Genomic DNA, 19093 nt, shown 5'->3' on the forward strand with positions numbered 1-19093 from the left:
GTTTGTCCATATCGGTGGACGTGCATGGCTGCATTCACCTGCTGCGGGTGATGACGCACCGTCACCGGCGTTCCTACGGTGGAGGGCATGGCCGTCGTACGCCCGACCCCCGCCGACCCGACGCCCGGCGCGGTCGCCGGCAGTGACACCGGCGACCAGCGAGCGATGCCGCCGGAGCTGGGCCCGAACTCGATCGCGGTGCTCTCCGGCCCGACCTTCATGTACTCCGACCCGGCCGGCGACGTCCCACCCGGCAGCATCGGCGGGCTGGTCCACCTGGACACCCGGCTGCTCAGCGGCTGGGTGCTCAGCGTCAACGGGAGCCGCTTCCTGGTGCTGCGCTCGGAAACCATCGACCACTACTCCGCGCAGTTCCTGCTCACCAACCCCGAGCTGCCCGACCTGCCGCCGGACACGCTCGGCGCGCGGCGGCTGCGTTACGTCGGGGAGGGCTTCCACGAGCGCATCGAGCTGCTGTCGTACCGGACCGAGCCGGTCCGGGTCGAGCTGCGCCTCGCCGTCGCGGTCGACTTCGCGGACCTCTTCGAGGTCAAGTCGGGGGTACGCGACCGCTCGGCCGAGATCGTCCGCCGGCCGGGTGAGGGCGGGACCGTGCTCTGCTTCGACTACGAGCGGGACGGCTTCGCGGCCCGTACCGGCCTGCGCTCCTCCGTGCCGCCGGACCGGGTGGAGGGCGACGAGCTGGTCTGGGACGTGGAGCTGCAACCCCGGCAGGAGTGGCAGGTGGACCTGGAGGTGCCGCTGCCACCCGGCCTGGGCGTGGTCGAGCCGGTGCGGGGGGACATCGCCGACGTGCTGCACGGGCGCGCCGACGATCCGCTGCGGCGCTGGGTGGAGACCCGCGCGGTGCTGCACAGCGACAACCCGGCGTTGGAGCGGACCGCCCGCCGGTCCCGGTACGACCTGGCCGCGCTCCGGCTCGACCTGGAGGTCAAGGGCCAGCGGATCATGCTGCCCGGGGCCGGGCTGCCCTGGTTCCTGACGGTCTTCGGCCGGGACACCCTGATCACCGCGTACCAGACCCTCGGGGCGGGGCCGGCGCTGGCCCAGGGCGCCCTGCTGGCGCTCGCCCGGCTCCAGGGCACCCGCTGCGACGACTTCACCGACGAGGAGCCCGGCCGGATCCTGCACGAGGTGCGCAGCGGTGAGCTGACCCGGACCGGGGCGAAGCCGTACACGCCGTACTACGGCACCGCCGACGCCACCCAGCTCTGGTTGATCCTGCTCTCCGAGTACTGGCGGTGGACCGGTGACGACGAGCTGGTCCGCCAACTGCACGAGCCGGCGCTCGCGGCCATGCACTGGATCGACAACTACGGCGACCGGGACGGCGACGGCTACGTCGAGTACGCCACCCGGTCACCCGAAGGGCTGGGCAACCAGTGCTGGCGGGACTCCCCGGACGGGGTCTGCTTCTCCGACGGCCGCATTCCGGTGCTGCCGATCGCCACCAGCGAGATCCAGGGCTACACGTACGACGCGAAGCTGCGCCTGGCCGAGCTGGCCGACGGCCCGCTCTCCGACCCGCTGCTCGCCCGCCGGCTGCGCGACGACGCGGCCCGGCTGTACGCGCGGTTCAACCAGGACTTCTGGCTCGACGAACGGGGCGGGTTCTACGCCGTCGGACTCGACGGCGACAAGACCCCGATCGACTCGAAGACCTCCAACATGGGTCATCTGCTGTGGAGCGGGATCGTCCCGCCGGAGCGCGCGGACGCGGTGGTCCGGCAACTGATGCACGAGGACATGTTCTCCGGCTGGGGCATCCGCACCCTCTCCCGGGAGGACCGGTCCTTCAACTCCCTCGGCTACCACCTCGGCACGGTCTGGCCGCACGACAACTCGATCGCGGTGCTCGGCCTGGTCCGCTACGGCTACCGGGCCGAGGCCAACCGGATCAGCCTGGCCCTGCTCGACGCCGCCGAGCAGTTCGGCTACCGGCTCCCCGAGGCGCTCAGCGGCTACGTCCGGGACCGGACGATGTTCGCGGTGCCGTACCCCACCGCGTGCAGCCCGCAGGCGTGGGCGGCCGGCGCGCCGCTCGCGCTGGTCCGGGCCGTGCTCGGCCTCAACCCGGTGGGCGGCCGGCTGGAGGTCGACCCGGACGTGCCGCCGGAGCTGGGCCGGATCATGATCGAGCGGATCCGCGCCTTCGGGCACTGTTGGGACGTGGAGGCCGTCGGCCGCACCGGCCACGTCCGCCTCGCCCCCGGCTGAGCGCACGTTTGTCGCCGACCTCGACGGGAACGGCAGCGGGCATGACGAAACCTCGTGTGGTGATCGTGGGGGCCGGGTTCGCCGGATACCACGCGGCGAAGACGTTGAGCCGGCTGGCCGGCAAGCGGGCCGAGATCGTCCTGCTGAACACGACCGACTACTTCCTCTACCTGCCGTTGCTGCCGGAGGTGGCCGCGGGCGTGCTCGAACCGACCCGGATCACCGTGCCGCTGACCGGCACGCTCGACGGTGTCCGGGTGGTGATCGGCGAGGCGGACCGCGTCGACCTGGACAACCGGTGGGTCGGCTACCGCTCCGCCGAGGGCGACCAGGGTCGGCTCGCGTACGACCGGTTGGTGCTCTCGGTCGGCAGCGTCAACAAGCTGCTGCCGATCCCCGGCGTGACCGAGTACGCCCACGGGTTCCGGGGCCTGCCCGAGGCGGTCTACCTGCACGACCACGTGGTCCGCCAGGTCGAGCGGGCGGAGCTGACCGACGACCCGGCCGAGCAGCGGGCCCGGACCACCTTCGTGGTGGTGGGGGCCGGCTACACCGGCACCGAGGTCGCCGCGCACGGCCAGCTCTTCACCGACCGGCTGCTCGCCCAGCGTCCGCACCTGAAGGTGCGCCCGCGCTGGATGCTGCTCGACGTGGCACCCCGGGTGCTGCCGGAGCTGGACCAGCGGATGTCCACCACCGCCGACCGGGTGCTGCGCCGCCGTGGGGTGGACGTGCGGATGGGCACCTCGGTCTCCGAGGCCACCCCGGACGGGGTGCTGCTCACCGACGGCGAGTACGTGCCGACGTGCAGCCTCATCTGGTGCGTCGGGGTACGCCCCGACCCGTTCGTGGCCGAGCTGGGCCTGCGCACCGAGAAGGGGCGGCTGGTGGTCGACGAGTACCTCAACGTCCCCGGCCACCCGGAGGTGTTCGCCTGCGGCGACGCGGCCGCCGTGCCCGACCTGGCCCGGCCCGGGCAGATCTGCACGATGACCGCCCAGCACGCCCAGCGGCAGGGCAAGCTGGCCGCGCACAACATCGCCGCCTCGTACGGCCAGGGGACCCGCAAGGCGTACAAGCACCACGACCTGGGTTGGGTGGTGGACCTGGGCGGCAAGGACGCGGCCGCGAACCCGCTGAAGGTGTCGCTGGGCGGCCTGCCGGCCAAGGCGGTCACTCGCGGCTACCACCTGCTGGCGATGCCGGGCAACCGGGCCCGGGTCGGCGCGGACTGGGTGCTGGACGCCACCCTGCCGCGGCCGTCGGTGCAGCTGGGGCTGGTGCCCAGCCACGCCGTACCGCTGGAGAGCGAGTCACCCGAGGTGGTGCACCGCCGCTGAACCCGCTCAGCCGCCGGCCGGCGGCGGGTCCCCGCCCCGGGGGTCCCGGCCGCCGGCCGCGCCGTGCGGGTCAGCTTCGCCGTCGGCGGGGGCGGCCAGGGCCCGCCGGGCGGCCGGGTGGAACTCGCGCAGCAGGATCTGCCCGATGCCGGCGGCGGGAATCGCCAGCAGCGCCCCCACCAGCCCGGCCAGCTCGGCCGCGAGCAGCACGCTGACCAGCACCGTCAGCGGGTTCAGCCGGACCGCACGGGACATGATCAGCGGTTGCAGGAGGTGGTTCTCCAGTTGCTGGTAGACCACGAAGAAGACCAGCACGACCAGGCCGGTGGTGGGGGAGCGGACGAATCCCGCGCCCGCCGCGATGATCGCGCCCAGCGTCGCCCCGACCAGCGGGATCAGGTCGGCGATGGCGACCAGCAGGGCGATCACCGCCGCGAAGGGCACCCCGGTGAGGAAGAGCACCGCGAAGGTCAACGCACCGCAGATCACGCTGATCAGCAGGTTGCCGCTGAGGTAGCCGGTGATGGTGCGCGACGAGTCGTGGCCGATGCGGCGCAGCCGCTCCGCCGCGCCGTCCCCGACCAGCGCCAGCGTCCCGGCGATGATCCGCGGCGCCTCCAGCACCATCAGGTACGCCAGCACCACCACCGTCACCACGGCGGCGACCGTCTGCAGCACCCCCCGGACCAGGCCGACGGCCGGCTCCCGTAGCTGCGAACCGTAGCGCTGGAGCTGGTCGGCGTGGGCGTTGGCGTAGCGCCGCAGGTGGAACCGGTCGAGCAGCTCGCCGATCGGGCCCTGCCCGGCCCGGGTCTCGCGCAGCAGCCGGGGTGCGTGGTCGGCGAAGCGGGCCACCTCGTCCAGCAGCGGCAGCACGATCATCGCGCCCAGCGCGGCGAGCAGCACGAAGGTGGCCGCGAAGACCAGCAGGGTGGCCAGTGCCCGACGCCGGACGAACCGCTGCTCCACCCGGTCGACCAGGGGCTTGAGGGCGACCGCGAAGAACGCCGCCACCAACGCCCAGACGAGCACCCGCCGGGTCGCCCAGACCAGCCCGAGCACCACGACGGTGCCCAGCACCAGACCGATCACGATCAGTGCGCGCCGGGCGGTGGACCGGTCGTCGGCGTTGCTCATCCGGCGCGGCTACCCACCCGGAACGGGGCGAAACGGCCGGGATCAGTCGGTGTCGGTCACCGGGCGGGCACCGGCGACGAACGCGTCCAGCTCGGGCCCGTGCAGCACTCCACCTGGCAGGGGGTCCCGGGCGACCCGGGCGGCCAGCCGGCGTACCGGCAGCCGGTCGGGCCGGTGGGCGGCGGCGAGCACCAGGTTGCCGTAGCGCCGGCCGCGCAGCATCCGCCGGTCGGCGACCAGCGACACGTCGGCGAAGACCGCGCGCAGCGTGGCGACCTGGGTACGGGACAGCAGCAGCGGCGGCAGGTCGGTGACGTTGACCAGGTAGACGCCGTCCGGGGCCAGCGCCCGGGCCACCTCGGCGGCGAACTCGACGCTCGTCACGTGCCGGGGCATCCGGGCGGCCCGGTAGACGTCGGCCAGGATCAGGTCGTAGCGGCCCGCCGGGGCGTCGGTGACCGCCTGCCGGGCATCGTCGATCACCACCTCGACCTCGGTCGGCACCGGGGGCAGCTCCCGCCGGACCAGGTCGACCACGGCCGGGTCCCGCTCGACGACCCGCTGCGCGGAGCCGGGGCGGGTCGTGGCCAGCCAGCGGGGCAGGGTGAGCGCGCCGCCGCCCAGGTGCAGGGTGCTCAGCGGGCGGCCCGGCGGGGCGGCCAGGTCGATCACGGCGGCCATCCGCCGGACGTACTCGAAGTGCAGGTGACGGGGGTCGGCGACGTCGACGTAGGACTGCTCCACCCCGGCGGCGAGCAGCGTACGCCCGGTGGGCCGGGCCCGGTCCACGACGATCTCCAGCCCTTCGGTGCTGCCCACGGCGGGCAACGGTACCGGGCCGGCGGGCACGTCGCCCGCCGGCCCGGTGCGGGCTCAGCCGGCGGCCATCCCGGCGCCCGCCTCGTCGATGGCGTCGTCGACCCGCTGCGCCAGCGCCACGTCCGGCGCCGAGACGCCGTCGACCTGCTGGCTGCGGACGGTGAGCACCGCGCTGTCCGGGTCGGGGCGACCGATCTGCGGGCCGCGCCCGAACTCGCCCCGAAGTCGGTCGAGCCGGTCGAGCACCCGGTCGAGGTTCCCCGCGGGCAGTTCGATGGTGCGCACCAGCGACTGCCGGTCACTGGACCAGTAGGGCAGCCGGGCCAACGCGTCGCGCAGCTCCTGCTCGGTCAGCGGCGCGGTGGCGGACGCCGCGCCCACCAGGCCGCCACCGGCCTCCGCCGGCCCGAGCAGGTCCCGCAACCCGTCGGGTACGCGCAACGACTCCACCAGTTCGCCGTCCGCGTCGGCCAGCGCGGCGAGTGTCGCCTCGGCCTGGTACCGCGCCTGCTCCGGGGTGAGGCGGCTGCGCCGGCCCACCTCGGCCAGGAAGCCGGGCAGGTCCTGGCGTCGCTCGATGCCGTCCACCGGCACCACGTCGTGCAGCTTCACCGGCACGGCCTCGAGCAGCCGGTCCCGCTCGGACTCGTCGAGCGCCCGGGCCAGCGCGAGCACGGTCGCCTCCGCCGCCACCTTGGCGGTGCTGAAGTCGACCCCGGCCCGCCGGCTCACGTCGTCGACGAGATCGCGGTAGCCGAGCGTGGCCACCCGCGCGGGACGGTCGTCGGGCAGCGGACGCGGGCGCTCCGGCACGCCGGCCGCAGGCGGGGCCGGACCGCCCCGGGTGGCGTCCGGCTTGTGCCGTCCCGCCGGCGGCGGCCCGGAGCGTTCCCGCTGGTCCAGCGAGGTGACCTGCTTGGACGCGCTCAGGCTGGCGCCGGTCTGGCTGGGCCGCATGCCGCGTTCCCGGGCCTGGCGGGCCAGGGCCCGGCGGCGCTGGTTGTCGCCCTCCATCTGCTTGCGCATCGTCGCACCTCGTTCCTCGTCGGGGTTGCGCCTTGCGCGGGTCGCGTTCCCGGCCCGACGGGGAAGGAAACGGCACGGCACCCCCGGCGAGCTTCACTCGCCCGGGGTGAGGGGGGCTCACCCGGCGCTGCCCCATGATCGGGGTGGACCGGGAAACTTCCGGCACACGGAAGGGAAGGTCGTCATGAAACGGATCGTCGAGATCGTCCCCGCCCGACCTGGCTGGTACGCGCGGTGGCAGGTCGACCCGGAGGCCACCCGCTGCTACCCGGTGACCCTCTGGGCACTGCTGGAGGAGGCCGACGGCACCGGCCGCGAGGTGGTCGGCGTGGACTGCCTCGGGCAGTGGCCCGGAGCGGACGACAACGAGGCGGGTGGGCAGTTCGTCCGCTATCTGTTCCAGACGCCCGATTCCGGCGCGCCGGAGGACGCCGCGCCACTCACCGTGGGAGAACTGCGCGAGTCCGGGCCGCGTCTGCAACCGGTACCCGCCGCCTGAGCCACCCCTCCCCGGCCCCCGGCCCCTGGTCCCAGGGTCGGGGGCCACCCCTGTCCGCGGGCGTCGAGTGGGGCGGCTCAGCCGACCTCGCGGGCGTTGCCCGTGGCGGCCTGCGGCGGCACGGCCAGCAACTCGCCCAGGCCGGTACGGTCGAGCAACTGCCGGATCTGCGGGTTCATGCCGGTGAGCCGCACCGGGCCGGTGCCGGCGCGGTGGATCACGACCAGCGCGCTGAGCCCGGAGGAGTCGCACAGGGCGATGCCGTCGAAGTCCAACTGCAACTCCTGGCAGCCGTCCCGGCGCAGGTCAGCGGCAGCGGCGATGAGTTCCGGCGCGGTGTCGAAGTCCAGCTCACCGGTCAGCCGCAGCCGGGCGCGCCCGGCGTCGAGCCGGTCCACCTCGATGGTCAACAGCTGGGAGGGCATGTGTCCATGTTCCCAGCCGGACGTGATCGGGAAACCCCGGGGTGCTCAGGCGGACAGCGGATCGCCCGCGTCGTGCTGGCCGGTGGCCTGTGGGCGGGCCAGCAGACCGGTGACGCCCGTCATGTCCAGGATCGTCTCGAGGAACCGGGGCACGTTGCGCAGCGCGATCACGGTGCCCTCCTGCTGACCCTCGCGCCACGCGTGCACGATCACCGACAGCCCGGTGCTGTCGATGAAGATCAGGTCGGCGAAGTCGAGCCGCAACGTGCGGGGCCGCTCGGCGAGCAGCCGGTCGACCTCGTGCCGCAGCGGGGCCGCAGTGGCGAAGGCCAAGTCGCCGCCGATGCGAATGGTTGGGACTGCCGGGTCGGATCGGTCCACGGAGATGTTGAGCGGGCTCACCTCGGATTGTCTCCGTCGGGATACCACCATCACGCCTTTCCGCAGGGGGCTGCCGGTCGGGCAGGGACGTTCGGATCGTAACAACCCCCGACCCGGCCTGCTCGGTGCCGACGGCCGCGCCCGAGCTGGGGTGGCGCTCCCGGCATACCGGCGTAGGGTGGGGCGAAGGGATTCGACCACACACGCTGTTTCCGCTGGACGCGGGGGTACCGACACAAGGAGTGGGGCTTAGCTGGTGAGTGTTGCCGACGTCAGGGGCGCAGACCCGGGCGACGGACGGATCTCCACGCCGAGTGCCGCACGGACCCCGGCGTGGTCCGCCGCCGCCGGGGTGACCCCTGCGCTGCCGCCACTGGCATCGGACCACGCACCCGCGGCCCCCGACTGGTCGGAGGTGGTCGAGCACTTCCGGGAAGGCCTGATCGTCTGCGACGCCGACGGTGTGGTGCGTCACCTCAGCCCCGTGGCGGAGCGACTGCTGCCCGAGGTGGTGCTCGGCGAGGTGCTCGCCGTCGCCGGCGTGGACGCCCTGCTGGGCGGCGACCCGGTCGAGATCACCCACCACGGGCGACGCCTGCGGGCCCGCCAGGTCCCGCTCTCCGCGGCCCGCCGCTGCTGGTACGTCGAGGACGTCACCGAGAGCGTGAGCCGGGCCGACGCGCTGCTCGCCGAGCGGGCCCGCTCCGCGTTCCTCGCCGTGGTCGGCGAGAAGCTCGGCAATCCGCTGCACCCCGACCGGGCCGCCGCCGCGGTGGTCCGGCTCGCCGTGCCGACGGTGGCGGACGTCGCCGTGCTGGTGCTGGCCCCGCGCTCCGGCCGGGCGCGCTGGTGGCGCGCCGTACGCGGCGACGACGAGGCGCCCACCGTGGACAGTGGCGTGCTCGCCGCCACCGAACTGCCGGCGGCCATCGAGGAGGGCCTCGCCGGTACCGAGCCGCACACCCTGGACTGGCTGGTGGAGCAGACCGTCGAGGCGGGTTGGCTGCCCGGTCTGGCCGCGGCCGAGACGAGCGTACGGGTGGTGCCGCTGCCCGGGCGCGACGAGCCGGCCGGCGTGCTGCTGGTCGCCCGCCGGTCCACCCGGTGGTACGACGAGGCGGACATCGACCTCGTCCGGGCCTTCGCGGCCCGGGGCGGCGCCGCGCTGACCACCGCCGTGCTCTACCGGGACCAGGCGGAGGTCGCCGACACCCTCCAGGCCAGCCTGCTGCCGGTCGAGCCGGTCGCCGCGACCGGCGTGCAGTGGGGCACGGCCTACCGGCCGGCGCAGGCCGGCCTGCGCATCGGCGGCGACTTCTACGGCTCGCACCGCCTCGCCGACGGCGGCTCGGTCTTCTTCCTCGGCGACGTCTCGGGCAAGGGCGTGGAGGCGGCCGTCTTCACCGGGCAGCTCCGCCAGTGTCTGCAGGCGCTGCACCGGGTCGAGTCCCAGCCGGCCCGGTTGCTGAAGCTGCTCAACGACGCGCTGCTGGAGACCACCCAGGCGCACGGGCAGGGCCGGTTCGCCACCATGGTGCTCGGCGTGGTCCGGCCGCACGGCGACGGCAGCCTCACCCTCACCATGGCCGGTGGCGGGCACCTGCCGCCGCTGGTGCTGCGCGCCTCCGGCGAGGTCGAGGTGGTGCCGCTGACCGGCATGCTGATCGGCGTGGTCCCCGATCCCCGCATCGGCGAGGTCACCGTCCGGCTCGCGCCGGGGGAGACCTGCCTGCTCTACAGCGACGGGGTGACCGAGGCCCGCGGCGGGCGGCGCGGCGACGAGCAGTTCGGCGCCGAGCGGCTGCTGCACGCGGTGGACGGCTGCCACCGGATGCCCGCGCCGGCGCTGGCCGAGCGGGTCGAGCAGGTGACCTGCGACTGGCTCGCCCACGGTGACCACGACGACATCGCGGTGCTCGCGCTGCGGGCGACCGGGACGGCGCACCGGCCGGCCCGGCACCTGCACGCGGTACCGAGCCCCGCCGGCGGGGAGCACGACCGGAGAGGAGCCCACGCGTGACCGCGACCGTGACCGAGGCGGCCTATCCCGGCTACCTGGAATGCCTGGCGGAGGCCGACGAGTACGCCGCGGTCGAGGTTGCCACCGGGCTGCTGGAGGCGGGCGTGCCGGCGGAGCGGGTGCTGCTCGACCTGGTCGCGCCGGCCCAGGCCGAGGTGGGGGAGCGGTGGGCCCGCAACGAGTGGAGCGTGGCCCAGGAACACGCGGCCACCCACATCAGCGAGCGCGTGGTGGCGGCCGTCGCCGCGTACGCCAATCCGCGTCCGACCCGGGGTCGGATCGTGGTGGCCTGCATGGACGGTGAGTGGCACGCCCTGCCGGCCCGGCTGGTGGCCGAGGTGCTGCGGCTGCGCGGCTGGCAGGTCACCTTCCTCGGGGCCAGCGTGCCCGCCGCCCACCTGATCTCCTACCTGCACCGCTACGACGCGGACGCGGTCGCGCTGGCCTGCGCGCTGCCGATGCGGCTGCCGCACGCGCACCGCATGATCGAGGCGTGCCGCCGGTCCGACGTTCCGGTGGTGGTCGGCGGGCGCGGCTTCGGTGACGACGGCCGCTGGGCCCGGGTGCTGGGGGTGCCGTGGGCGCCGTCCGGGCCGGCCGCGGCCGACCTGCTCGCCGACGAGCGGGCGTTGCGCGCCGCGCCGCCGGCCGCGCTGGACCATCTCGCCGACGACGAGTACACCAGCCTGGTGAAGCGGCGCGGTGAGCTGATCGACAGCGCGCTGGCCGACCTGCGCGAGCGGGTGCCGGGCGTCCGCCAGTACACGGCCGCGCAGCTCGACTCGACGATCAGCGACCTCGGCTACATCGTGGACTTCCTGGCTGCGGCCCTCTACGTCGACGACGAGAGCCTCTTCGCCGAGTTCGTCGAGTGGTTGGTCGCGATCCTGGTCAGCCGCGGCGTGCCGGCCGGTGCGGTCGCGTCCACCCTCGACCACTATGGACAGTCGCTGCGCGACTTCCCCCGGGCCGGGCGCTTCCTCGACCGGGCGCGGACCCGGGTCGACGCGCCCGCGGGCGCGCCGGGCCGCTGACGCCTCGGATCCGACGCCGCACCCGCCGCCGCGTATACTTGCTCCACTGCAAGCGTCCCGCTTGTGGTGGGAGCGAGAGGGGCCACGGTGACGTTCACCGTCACGTACGCCCAGCGGGACGGGGGCGGCGTCTGCCTCCGGCTCGCCGGCGAGCTCGACATGAGCACCGCTCCGCAGCTCCACGAGGTCCTCGACCGGCTGGCCGCCGAGGGTGAACGGCGGTTCCTGGTGGACCTGAGCGCGTTGACCTTCTGTGACTCGACCGGCATCGCCGCGTTCGTCCGCGGCGACAACCGGGCCGCTGCCGACGGCGGCTGGTTGCGGATCACCGGGGCGAGCGGGCGGGTCGCCCGGGTGTTCCAGGTGACCGGCCTCGCCGACGTCCTCCGGTACGACGAGGACGCGCCCGACCCGGCCTCGCCGTCCGCCCTCTGATCGACTAGATTCCCGGCCAGCGGGTGCCGCCCGCTGCCTCCCTCCCCGATTCGAAGCAGGTAATCCCATGGGCCCAGGTGCGTCGAGCCCCGTTCGTATCCTCGTGGTGGACGACGACCCGGGTGACGTCCTCATGATCGAGGAGGCCCTCGAGGACTCCGACGTCGAGAAGGTCATCGACGTGGTCAACGACGGGCAGGAGGCGATGGAGTTCCTCCGTCGCGAGGGCCGGCACACCGACGCCCAGCGCCCGGACGTGATCCTGCTCGACCTGAACATGCCCCGGATGGACGGGCGGCAGGTGCTCGGGGCGGTCAAGCAGGACGAGGACCTGCGGACCATCCCGATCGTCGTGCTGACCACCTCGAACGCCGACACCGACATCGTCGGCAGCTACACGCTGCAGGCCAACGCGTACGTGACGAAGCCGATCGACCTGGACGACTTCAACGACGTGGTGCGTCGGATCGACGAGTTCTTCGGCCGGGTGGTCGTGCTCCCCAAGCACCAGTAGTACCGCCCCGGCACGCGGATACTGAACAATTTTTGGGAACCGCCGCGTGCGTCGCCGTCTCTGAGCAGGATCGGCAGGTGGGGACGTGACACCACAGCTGCCTGGGGGGCGACGCCGATGAGGTTCTCCGTGGTTGAGACCGGATACGACCAGCGGCAGGTGGACTCCTGCCTGGACGAGGTGGCGATCCGGCTGGTCCGGCTCGCGGCGCGGGCGGAGAGCGCCGCCGGGGCCGGCCGCGAGTGGGACCAGATCCGGCAGGAGGCGACCCAGCTCTGCGACTTCCTGCGTCGGCGCACCGAGCCGGTCGGGAGCCCCGTGCCGGCCGGGGAGGCCGCCGAACTGCTCGACCGGGCCCGCGGGGAGCTGGCGGCCGCTCTCGAGGAGGCCCGCCGGGTGCGCGAGCAGGCGTACGCCGAGGCGGTCCGGATCCGCCGCGACGTCGAGGCCGCGCTGGCGGCCCGCCGGCGCCGGGAGGCCCGGGTGGAGCAGATCCTCACCGGGGGAGTGGCGGAGCCGGTCCCGACGGACACGCCGACCGCCGCGGCGGGAGTGCCGGCCGGGGCCGGGGTGCCCTCGGACGGGCCGATCGGGCGTACTGCCGCCTGAGCGTCGGCTCAGACCAGCGCCGCGACCACCGTGCTCGCCCGCTTCTCGTGCTGGGCGTACGCGTCGGGGAAGGCGGAGACCTGCACTGCCTGGGCGGCGTCGGTGAGGCTCAGGCCCGTCCAGCCGGGCACCTCGCACAGCGCGGTGAGGAAGGCCCGGGCCGCGTACGCCGGGCGCATGATCTGCGCGACGGTGCCCCAGCCGCTGCTGGGCCGCTGCTGGAACAGGCCGATGGAGTCGTGGTCGGAGCCGCTGCCCTGGTGCGGGTAGTCGAACGACTCGGGCAGCACGTCGCTGGCCAGGTTGTAGAGGTCGCTCTCCTGCATCGCGGTGGCGACCGCGATCACCATGGCCCGGCGGGGCAGCTTCATCGCCCGGGCGACGTCGACGATCGCCTTGGCGTTGTCCATCTGGCGCTGGTCGAGTCCGGCGACGGGGCGCGGGTGCTTCGGCCGGACCGGGGCGCGCAGGGGCTTCTTCGTCGGCTTCGGGACCGGGGTGGCGACCGGCAGCGGCGTGACCGGCACCGTCACCGGGGGCGCGGTGCGCTGGTAGTCCCGGGTGGCCCGGTCGACCGCCGCGTCGGCGGCCCGGTCGGCCACCATCTCGCGGACCGGCTCGTGGTGCGCTCCGGTGCCCTCCGCGCCGACCACCCCGACCAGGCCCAGGCAGCAGGTCACGCCGGTGGCGACCACGATCCGCCCGGGTGCCGCGCCGAGCGGGCGGCGGCGGGGCGGCGCCGGGGCCCGGTGGCGGCCGGTCCTCCGTTCGGCCGATGCCGGGTCGATCGTACGGCGAACGGGGCGCTTCTCGGTCGGCTGCTGCTGAGGGGAGTCGTCGGGATGCACTCGCCGAGGCTAGAGAGCCGACGTCCGCTTGCCATCGGGGTGGTTGGTGGCATGCGCCACAATTTGCCATGATCCGCCCCGGCATTACGCGCGGTGAACCACGAATCCGGCCATCGGCTCTGATCCGAATTTCCGGTTATAACGGAAAAGCCGCACTGAAACGGGCGCTTGATCGTTTTTGTGCCGACCATTAGCGCCCTCCTCCGTTCGGGCCATGCCGCCCGAGCCGCGCGGCCGCCGGGCGGTGGGTCGCGGGGACGACGTCGGGGCGTACCCGGATCCCCGCCGCCGCCCCCGGACGGCTCGGTACGATACGGACGGTGACGGAGCGGATGGTCGATGAACGGGTTGCCGGTGGCCCGGAGGGTCGCCGCGACCGGCGCGGGCTGCTGGTCGCCGCCCTCGCCGGGGCGCTCGCCGCGCTCCTCGCCGGTCACCGGGCGGTGCCCAACGTGCACGGCCTGGGCAGCCTGGTGGACAGCGTGACCCCGCTACTCGGTCTCGGCGTGCCCCTGCTGGCGCTCGCCGCCGCGCTGCGCCGGTCCCGGCGGGCGCTGCTCGCGGTGGCGTTGCCCGCGGTGGTCTGGCTGGCGCTCTACGGCGGCGCCTGGCTGCCGCCGGCGGCCGCCGCCGGCCCCGCCGTGGTCCGGGTGGCCAGCCAGAACCTGCGTGCCGGCAACCCCGACCCGGCCGCGACGGTCGGCGCGGTCGCCGACGCCGGGGCGGACCTGATCGGGCTCCAGGAGGTCGACGACGACGACCGGGTCGGCGCCGCGCTCGACCGCCGCTACCCGCACCGGGCCGCGGTGTCGACGGTGGGCCTCTGGAGCCGGTGGCCGATCCGCGAGTCGCGCGGCGTGGACACCGGCCTGGGCTGGGACCGCGCGCTGCGCGCCGTGGTCGCCGCGCCCCGGGGCGACCTGGTGGTCTACGTGGTCCACCTCGGCTCCGCGCGGGCCGGGCAGACCGCCACCCGCGACGAGACCCTCACCGCGCTCGCCGCCGCGGTGCGGGCCGACCCGGCTCCCCGGCTGGTGGTGCTCGGCGACCTCAACACGGCCAGCACCGACCGGGTCTTCGCGCCGCTGGTGCGGCTGCTGCACGACGCGCAGGCCGAGGCCGGCCAGGGCTTCGGATTCACCTGGCCGGCGCAGCTGCCGGTGACCCGCCCGGACCACGTCCTCTACCGGGGGCTCACGCCCACGGCGGCCGGGGTGCTGCACACCCCGGACAGCGACCACCGGGCGGTGACCGCCGGCTTCCGCTGGTGAGGCGGTCAGTGCCGGCCGTTCTCGGCCGGCGTGACCGTCAACCGGTGCCGGCTGTTGTCGCCGCTGGAGAACGGCCAGAGCCGGTCGGCGTACGCGACCAGGTCGGCCAGCTGCTCCCGGGTGAGCCCGGCGGAGGAGATCTCGGCGTGCACGTCGGCCCGGTACCGGCCGTCGTCGTCGCGGCCGAGCTTCGCCTCGGCGGTCACCTGGACCGTGTGCGCCTCGTCGGTGATCTCGCCGGCCGCCTCCACCGCCGCGTGGTGCAGGCAGGACGCGAAGGCGGCGGCCAGCAGCTGCTCCGGTGTCAGTCCGTTGCAGTGCGGCGCCAGCGGGGACGCCAGGGCGGAGGAGAGCCCGCCGTCGTCGGTGCGTACGTGACCGCCCTTGGCGGTCGCGGTGGCCGTCTCGGCCAGCCAGGAACTCGGATCCGGCATCGCGTTCCTCCCGTCACTCACCCGCCCGGCTACCCGGCCCCCGCCCCGCGAAACCGGGGCCGGACGACGGGTCGGCGGTCAGCGTGCCGGTGGTGCGGTCTCCACCCACCCGGTGGGATACGCGTCGAGCGCCATCGCCTCGGTCGCCTCGGTCGCCGCCCGGTCGGTCCACGGCGACACCGGTGCGCTCCGCTGGCGGGGCACCGACGCGACCATCGGCACGTACACCCGCGCGTCCACCACCTCGGCCAGCAGCAGCGCCGCCATCAGGCTGCTCGGCCGGGCCGCCGGGTCGTCGGACAGGCAGCGCCGGCACAGGTCGGCGACCTCGGCCGGCAGGCCGTCGACCTCCGGCAGCGGCTCCGGCGGCTGCCGTCGCCGGGTGCCGATCAGCTGGGTGGCGCTGCTCGCCACGTACGGGAGCCGGCCGGCCAGGCTGTAGTGGAGCAGCACCCCGAGGGCGTACATGTCGGCGGCCGGGGTGGCCGGCTGCCGGTCCAGTTGCTCCGGCGCCAGGTACGCCGGGGTGCCCAGCACGATGCCGTCCGGGGTGGGATCGGGTGCGCCGGCCGGCGTGGCGATGCCGAAGTCGAGCACCTTCACCCCGGCCGGCGTGAGGATCACGTTCGCCGGTTTCACGTCCCGGTGCACGATGCCGTGCGCGTGCGCGGCGGCGAGCGCGGCGCTGACTTCGGCGCAGACCCGCACCGCGATCCGCCAGTCCAGCGGCCCCTCGCGCAGGTGCGCGGCGAGCGTCTCACCCTCCGCCAACTCCATCACGATGTAGGGGACCTCGCGGCCGTCGGCGCTGGCGGAGGTGCCGAAGTCGTGCACGCTGGCCACGTTCGGATGCACCAGCCGGGCCGCGGAGCGGGCCTCGCCGCGGATCCGCTCCACCGAGGTCGCCTCCGTGTCCTGCCCGGGAGAGATCAGTTTCACCGCGACGGTCCGGTCCAGCACGAGGTCGTGGGCGCGCCAGACCTCCGACATGCCGCCGATGCCGACGCGCTGTTCGAGCTCGTACCGCCCGCCCAGCGTCCTCATCGACCACTCCTCGTCCTCGTTCGGCCCCCCGGCTGCTTCGGCTGGCGGTACCCGGGCCACGAGCAGGGCAAACCGCCGTGGGTTCGCCGGCGCTCACCGGACGGAGCCGGTAGCTTCGCCTGCGAGGGTGTGGTGACGGTGGGTGCAGCTCAGCGGACGGAGAGTGTGCGATGGCCTCGGTGCGCGTACGGTTCGTCGGCGGACCCGCCGACGAGCTGGTCCGGGACCTGCCGGCCGAGCCGGACGGCGAGCCGCCGCGCCGGTGGATCCTGCGCCACCCCGACCGCCCGCCGGGCGGCGAGGCCGACCACCTCTACGAGCGCGGGCACCACGACGGCGCCGGCACCTGGACGATGCGCTACGTGCGCACCGACCCGTTCGGGGCCACCGAGTGAGCCGGCTCAGCCGGTGGCCGTGGTGGTGCCGAGGATGACCGACACCACCAGCTCGGGATCGTCGTGCATCGGCACGTGCCCGCAGCCGGTGAGGTCGAGGTGCCGCGCGCCGGGCAGTCGGGTCCGGGCCAGCGCCGCCTGCCGGTACGGCAGGATCCGGTCCCGGGTGCCCCAGGCGACGGTGACCGGCACGGTGGGCGCGCCGGCGAAGGCGTAACCGCGGCCGGCGCGGGCCACCGCCCGGAACGCCCGCGCGTCGCGCAGCGCCCGGGCGTCGGCCAGCGCGGCGTCGAGGGTCATCGCGTCGGGCCGGGCCAGGATCATGCCGAGCGCCAGCGCCCGCAGCACCGGTGAGCCGAACAGCGGGCGCAGCACCGGATCGGGCAGTCGGGCGGCGGAGCGGTGCAGCGTCAGCACGGTCAGCGCCCAGCGCAGCTCCCGTGGGGTGCAGAAGCCGGCGGGGGAGAGCGCGGTGGCCGAGGCCACCGCCCCGGCGGCGGCCAGTTCGAGGGCGATCGCCCCGCCGAGGCTGTTGCCGGCCACGTGCGGGCGGTCCAGGCCGAGCGCGGCGAAGAACCCGGCGACGGCGGCCACCAGCCCCGGCATGTCGGCCGGCAGGCCTTCGGCCGGCACCGGGGACCGGCCGAAGCCGGGCAGGTCCAGCGCGATCACGTCGTGCGTCTCGGCGAGCCGGTCCAGCACCGGCAGCCAGGCCCCCCAGTGGTGCCCGATGCCGTGCAGCAGCACCAGCGGCGTCCCCGTCCCGCGCCGTTCGAAGACCACCTCCGGCCCGGCGCTCACCGGCGAACCTCCGGAGTGCTCACCCCGAACCCCCGCCCCAACGTGCGGGACTGCTCCTCCAGCACCGGCACCATGGTCCGGGCCGTACGCCCGATCAGCCGGTCGGCGAGCGGGCTGACCAGCACCGACCGCACCGCCTGCACGGCGCCGACGGCGCGCGGCACGTACACCCGGCGGCGGCGGCGCTCGACGGCCCGGACGAACGCCTCGGCGCACTCCTGCACCGAGGTGGTCCGCCGCATCGGCCAGGGCAGCCGGCTCAGGGCCGCCTCGAAGGCCGGCAGGTCGGCCCGGGCCTCGCGGACCAGATCGGTGTCCACCCAGGACGGGTGGGCCGTACCGACCGCCACCCCGCGGTGCGCCAGCTCCAGCCGGATCGCGGTGCCGAAGTGCTCCACGCCCGCCTTCGAGGCGCAGTAGGCCGCCATCCCCGGCAGCGCCGCGAACGCGGCGGCCGAGGAGACGATCAGCAGGTAGCCCCGGCGGTCGATGAGCGCCGGCACCGTCGCGGCCGCGGTGCGCATGACCCCGATCAGGTTCACCTCGACGGTACGGACCAGCGCCTCGACGTCCCCGACCGCGATCGTGCCCCGGTTGGCCACCCCGGCGTTCGCCACCACCGCGTCGATGCCGCCCAGCGCCGCGACCGTTCCGTCCACCGCCGCGTGCAGCGCGGCCTGGTCGGTGACGTCGGCGGGGAACCAGACGTGGCCGTGCCCCAGCTCGGCGGCGATCGCCGCCAGCCGGTCGGCCTCCAGGCCCACCAGGGCCACTGTCGCGCCGCGCGCGGCGGCGAGCCGGGCGGTGTGCTCGCCGATGCCGCGGGCCGCCCCGGTCACCAGGACCACCTTGCCGGCCAGCGGTCCCGGCCGACGACCGTCGATGGACATGCCGGCAAGTTACCACCGGGTAGCAGTCTGCGGAAGGGTCGCCGGGCGCGTCCGTGGCCAGGCCCGTACCCCCTGCGCGGCCAGCCACCCGGGACCGTCCGCGCCGCGGGCCAGCGCCCCCACCGCCAGCATCGCGGCCCGTGCCGCGTCCGGCGCCGCGACGGTCACCGCCGACCACGGGCCGGCCGGCTCCCCGCCGGTCCGCGGGTCGCGCACCCCGCCAGCGTCGGGACGCAGCAGGTCGGCGGTGACCAGCGCGCCGCCGCGGACCGTCGGCGGTCCCTGCGCCACCCGCCAGCCGTCCGGCGGCGGCTGCCCGGCGACCGCCAGCCGGGACCCCACCGCCACCAGCACCCCGCCGCCGTACCGGGCCGCCACCCGCTCGGCGCAGCGTTGCACCAGGTACGCGCCGGCCGTCGCGCCCAGGTCCAGCCAGTGCGGTGGGGGCACCGCCAGCCGGTCGCCGCGCAACGAGACCGCCCGCCAGTCCGCGCCGCCGGTCACCCGCCCCCAGCCCGAGCCGCAGCTCGGCACGGCACCCACCACCCGGCGCAGCCGCGCCGCGCCGACCGTCGGGTCCACCGCGCCGCCGCTCGCCTCGGCGGCGCCCAGCGCCACCGACAGCAGCTCGCGCAGCAGCGGACCGACCGGGACCGGTCGCCCGGCGGCCCGGTGCGCCCGGCCCAGCTCCAGGTCGACGGCGCGCAGCCCGGCCAGCCGGCGCGCCACCGCCCGCCGGGCCGCCGGCAGCACGGCACGATCGGTCACCGCCACCCGTACCGGCCGGTCCCGCCACCACCAGCGCACCTCGAAGCACCCGTCGACAGCCACGTCCCGCAGCTTGCCGGCCGGAGCTGGAGGTGACGTGGGCCCGACCTGTGCTGCGGCTGTGCACCGCCGCCCGGCGCCGCACAGGTGGTACACAGGAACGGG

At 75.0% G+C, this 19093-nt stretch carries 21 protein-coding genes; 10 read left to right on the forward strand and 11 right to left on the reverse strand.

Annotated elements, in window-relative coordinates; translation table 11 throughout:
* The first annotated feature begins 87 nt into the window (after positions 1-87).
* The gene (locus GA0070611_RS04550; protein ID WP_091657921.1) at positions 88-2238 is read left to right on the forward strand and encodes an amylo-alpha-1,6-glucosidase; all 2151 of its coding nucleotides are present in this window, start codon (positions 88-90) and stop codon (positions 2236-2238) included.
* Positions 2239-2279: 41 nt separating this feature from the next.
* Entirely contained in the window at positions 2280-3578 is a 1299-nt protein-coding gene (locus tag GA0070611_RS04555; RefSeq protein WP_091657925.1) for an NAD(P)/FAD-dependent oxidoreductase, read from the forward strand.
* A gap of 6 nt (positions 3579-3584) precedes the next feature.
* Here the strand turns inward: GA0070611_RS04555 and GA0070611_RS04560 are convergent, their stop codons facing one another.
* The 3 genes from GA0070611_RS04560 to GA0070611_RS04570 are packed head-to-tail and all read right to left on the reverse strand — an operon-like array spanning position 3585 to position 6560.
* Positions 3585-4715, reverse strand: a complete 1131-nt coding sequence (locus GA0070611_RS04560) for an AI-2E family transporter (protein WP_091657929.1) — start codon at positions 4713-4715, stop codon at positions 3585-3587.
* A gap of 42 nt (positions 4716-4757) precedes the next feature.
* On the reverse strand, positions 4758-5534 hold the full coding sequence (locus tag GA0070611_RS04565) for a spermidine synthase (protein WP_091672462.1): 777 nt from the start codon (positions 5532-5534) through the stop codon (positions 4758-4760).
* 54 nt (positions 5535-5588) lie between these two features.
* Positions 5589-6560 (reverse strand): DUF2267 domain-containing protein, encoded by a 972-nt coding sequence (locus GA0070611_RS04570; protein WP_091657932.1) that lies wholly within the window; start codon positions 6558-6560, stop codon positions 5589-5591.
* A gap of 184 nt (positions 6561-6744) precedes the next feature.
* On the opposite strand from GA0070611_RS04570, the gene GA0070611_RS04575 reads away from it, so the two are divergent.
* Complete coding sequence (locus GA0070611_RS04575; RefSeq protein WP_091657935.1) at positions 6745-7059, forward strand: hypothetical protein; 315 nt, start codon at positions 6745-6747, stop codon at positions 7057-7059.
* 77 nt (positions 7060-7136) lie between these two features.
* On the opposite strand, the gene GA0070611_RS04580 is transcribed toward GA0070611_RS04575, so the two are convergent.
* Positions 7137-7484, reverse strand: coding sequence for an STAS domain-containing protein (locus GA0070611_RS04580; RefSeq protein WP_091657938.1), 348 nt, complete (start codon positions 7482-7484; stop codon positions 7137-7139).
* Between the two features lie 45 nt (positions 7485-7529).
* Complete coding sequence (locus GA0070611_RS04585) at positions 7530-7916, reverse strand: STAS domain-containing protein (protein WP_197675851.1); 387 nt, start codon at positions 7914-7916, stop codon at positions 7530-7532.
* Between the two features lie 205 nt (positions 7917-8121).
* Here GA0070611_RS04585 and GA0070611_RS04590 point away from each other — a divergent pair, with 205 nt between their 5' ends.
* The 5 genes from GA0070611_RS04590 to GA0070611_RS04610 all read left to right on the forward strand — a co-directional run bounded on the left by GA0070611_RS04590 (position 8122) and on the right by GA0070611_RS04610 (position 12477).
* The gene (locus GA0070611_RS04590; RefSeq protein WP_091657941.1) at positions 8122-9885 is read left to right on the forward strand and encodes a PP2C family protein-serine/threonine phosphatase; all 1764 of its coding nucleotides are present in this window, start codon (positions 8122-8124) and stop codon (positions 9883-9885) included.
* Positions 9882-10919 carry a cobalamin B12-binding domain-containing protein gene (locus GA0070611_RS04595; protein WP_091657944.1) on the forward strand — a complete coding sequence of 346 codons (1038 nt, stop codon included), beginning with the start codon at positions 9882-9884 and terminating at the stop codon, positions 10917-10919. The genes GA0070611_RS04590 and GA0070611_RS04595 overlap by 4 nt, the downstream gene beginning before the upstream one ends.
* An 87-nt stretch (positions 10920-11006) precedes the next feature.
* Positions 11007-11354: an STAS domain-containing protein gene (locus tag GA0070611_RS04600; RefSeq protein ID WP_091657947.1), complete on the forward strand. Its 348-nt coding sequence runs from the start codon at positions 11007-11009 to the stop codon at positions 11352-11354.
* A 67-nt stretch (positions 11355-11421) separates the two neighbouring features.
* Positions 11422-11868 (forward strand): response regulator, encoded by a 447-nt coding sequence (locus GA0070611_RS04605; protein ID WP_091657950.1) that lies wholly within the window; start codon positions 11422-11424, stop codon positions 11866-11868.
* A gap of 117 nt (positions 11869-11985) precedes the next feature.
* Positions 11986-12477 carry an ATPase gene (locus GA0070611_RS04610; RefSeq protein ID WP_091657952.1) on the forward strand — a complete coding sequence of 164 codons (492 nt, stop codon included), beginning with the start codon at positions 11986-11988 and terminating at the stop codon, positions 12475-12477.
* Positions 12478-12485: 8 nt separating this feature from the next.
* Here the strand turns inward: GA0070611_RS04610 and GA0070611_RS04615 are convergent, their stop codons facing one another.
* A complete protein-coding gene (locus GA0070611_RS04615) occupies positions 12486-13325 on the reverse strand; it encodes a hypothetical protein (RefSeq protein ID WP_197675852.1) in 840 nt (279 codons plus the stop codon).
* 320 nt (positions 13326-13645) lie between these two features.
* Between GA0070611_RS04615 and GA0070611_RS04620 the strand changes: the two genes are divergently transcribed.
* Positions 13646-14596: an endonuclease/exonuclease/phosphatase family protein gene (locus GA0070611_RS04620; protein WP_231921324.1), complete on the forward strand. Its 951-nt coding sequence runs from the start codon at positions 13646-13648 to the stop codon at positions 14594-14596.
* 5 nt (positions 14597-14601) lie between these two features.
* Here the strand turns inward: GA0070611_RS04620 and GA0070611_RS04625 are convergent, their stop codons facing one another.
* The gene (locus GA0070611_RS04625) at positions 14602-15030 is read right to left on the reverse strand and encodes an OsmC family protein (RefSeq protein ID WP_091657954.1); all 429 of its coding nucleotides are present in this window, start codon (positions 15028-15030) and stop codon (positions 14602-14604) included.
* 78 nt (positions 15031-15108) lie between these two features.
* On the reverse strand, positions 15109-16074 hold the full coding sequence (locus GA0070611_RS04630; RefSeq protein WP_091657956.1) for a serine/threonine-protein kinase: 966 nt from the start codon (positions 16072-16074) through the stop codon (positions 15109-15111).
* Positions 16075-16244: 170 nt separating this feature from the next.
* Between GA0070611_RS04630 and GA0070611_RS04635 the strand changes: the two genes are divergently transcribed.
* On the forward strand, positions 16245-16469 hold the full coding sequence (locus tag GA0070611_RS04635; protein ID WP_091657958.1) for a hypothetical protein: 225 nt from the start codon (positions 16245-16247) through the stop codon (positions 16467-16469).
* 6 nt (positions 16470-16475) lie between these two features.
* Here GA0070611_RS04635 and GA0070611_RS04640 read toward each other — a convergent pair whose 3' ends face one another.
* Genes GA0070611_RS04640 through GA0070611_RS04650 form a run of 3 tightly spaced genes read right to left on the reverse strand, consistent with a single transcriptional unit; the run spans position 16476 to position 18991 of the window.
* Positions 16476-17270 (reverse strand): alpha/beta fold hydrolase, encoded by a 795-nt coding sequence (locus GA0070611_RS04640; RefSeq protein ID WP_091657963.1) that lies wholly within the window; start codon positions 17268-17270, stop codon positions 16476-16478.
* A complete protein-coding gene (locus GA0070611_RS04645) occupies positions 17267-18160 on the reverse strand; it encodes an SDR family oxidoreductase (RefSeq protein WP_091657966.1) in 894 nt (297 codons plus the stop codon). Before GA0070611_RS04645 ends, GA0070611_RS04640 begins: the two co-directional genes overlap by 4 nt.
* 9 nt (positions 18161-18169) lie before the next feature.
* Positions 18170-18991, reverse strand: coding sequence for an FAD:protein FMN transferase (locus GA0070611_RS04650; protein ID WP_157740206.1), 822 nt, complete (start codon positions 18989-18991; stop codon positions 18170-18172).
* Positions 18992-19093: the final 102 nt, after the last annotated feature.

The sequence above is a fragment of the Micromonospora auratinigra genome, assembly GCF_900089595.1.
GTDB lineage: Bacteria > Actinomycetota > Actinomycetes > Mycobacteriales > Micromonosporaceae > Micromonospora > Micromonospora auratinigra.

Bases quoted from the DNA above. Each gene is read 5' to 3' on its own strand.
- GA0070611_RS04550 (WP_091657921.1), top strand. From the start codon at position 88: ATGGCCGTCGTACGCCCGACCCCCGCCGACCCGACGCCCGGCGCGGTC.
- GA0070611_RS04555 (WP_091657925.1), top strand. From the start codon at position 2,280: ATGACGAAACCTCGTGTGGTGATCGTGGGGGCCGGGTTCGCCGGATAC.
- GA0070611_RS04560 (WP_091657929.1), bottom strand. From the start codon at position 4,715: ATGAGCAACGCCGACGACCGGTCCACCGCCCGGCGCGCACTGATCGTG.
- GA0070611_RS04570 (WP_091657932.1), bottom strand. From the start codon at position 6,560: ATGCGCAAGCAGATGGAGGGCGACAACCAGCGCCGCCGGGCCCTGGCC.
- GA0070611_RS04575 (WP_091657935.1), top strand. From the start codon at position 6,745: ATGAAACGGATCGTCGAGATCGTCCCCGCCCGACCTGGCTGGTACGCG.
- GA0070611_RS04580 (WP_091657938.1), bottom strand. From the start codon at position 7,484: ATGCCCTCCCAGCTGTTGACCATCGAGGTGGACCGGCTCGACGCCGGG.
- GA0070611_RS04585 (WP_197675851.1), bottom strand. From the start codon at position 7,916: ATGGTGGTATCCCGACGGAGACAATCCGAGGTGAGCCCGCTCAACATC.
- GA0070611_RS04605 (WP_091657950.1), top strand. From the start codon at position 11,422: ATGGGCCCAGGTGCGTCGAGCCCCGTTCGTATCCTCGTGGTGGACGAC.
- GA0070611_RS04610 (WP_091657952.1), top strand. From the start codon at position 11,986: ATGAGGTTCTCCGTGGTTGAGACCGGATACGACCAGCGGCAGGTGGAC.
- GA0070611_RS04625 (WP_091657954.1), bottom strand. From the start codon at position 15,030: ATGCCGGATCCGAGTTCCTGGCTGGCCGAGACGGCCACCGCGACCGCC.
- GA0070611_RS04630 (WP_091657956.1), bottom strand. From the start codon at position 16,074: ATGAGGACGCTGGGCGGGCGGTACGAGCTCGAACAGCGCGTCGGCATC.
- GA0070611_RS04635 (WP_091657958.1), top strand. From the start codon at position 16,245: ATGGCCTCGGTGCGCGTACGGTTCGTCGGCGGACCCGCCGACGAGCTG.
- GA0070611_RS04645 (WP_091657966.1), bottom strand. From the start codon at position 18,160: ATGTCCATCGACGGTCGTCGGCCGGGACCGCTGGCCGGCAAGGTGGTC.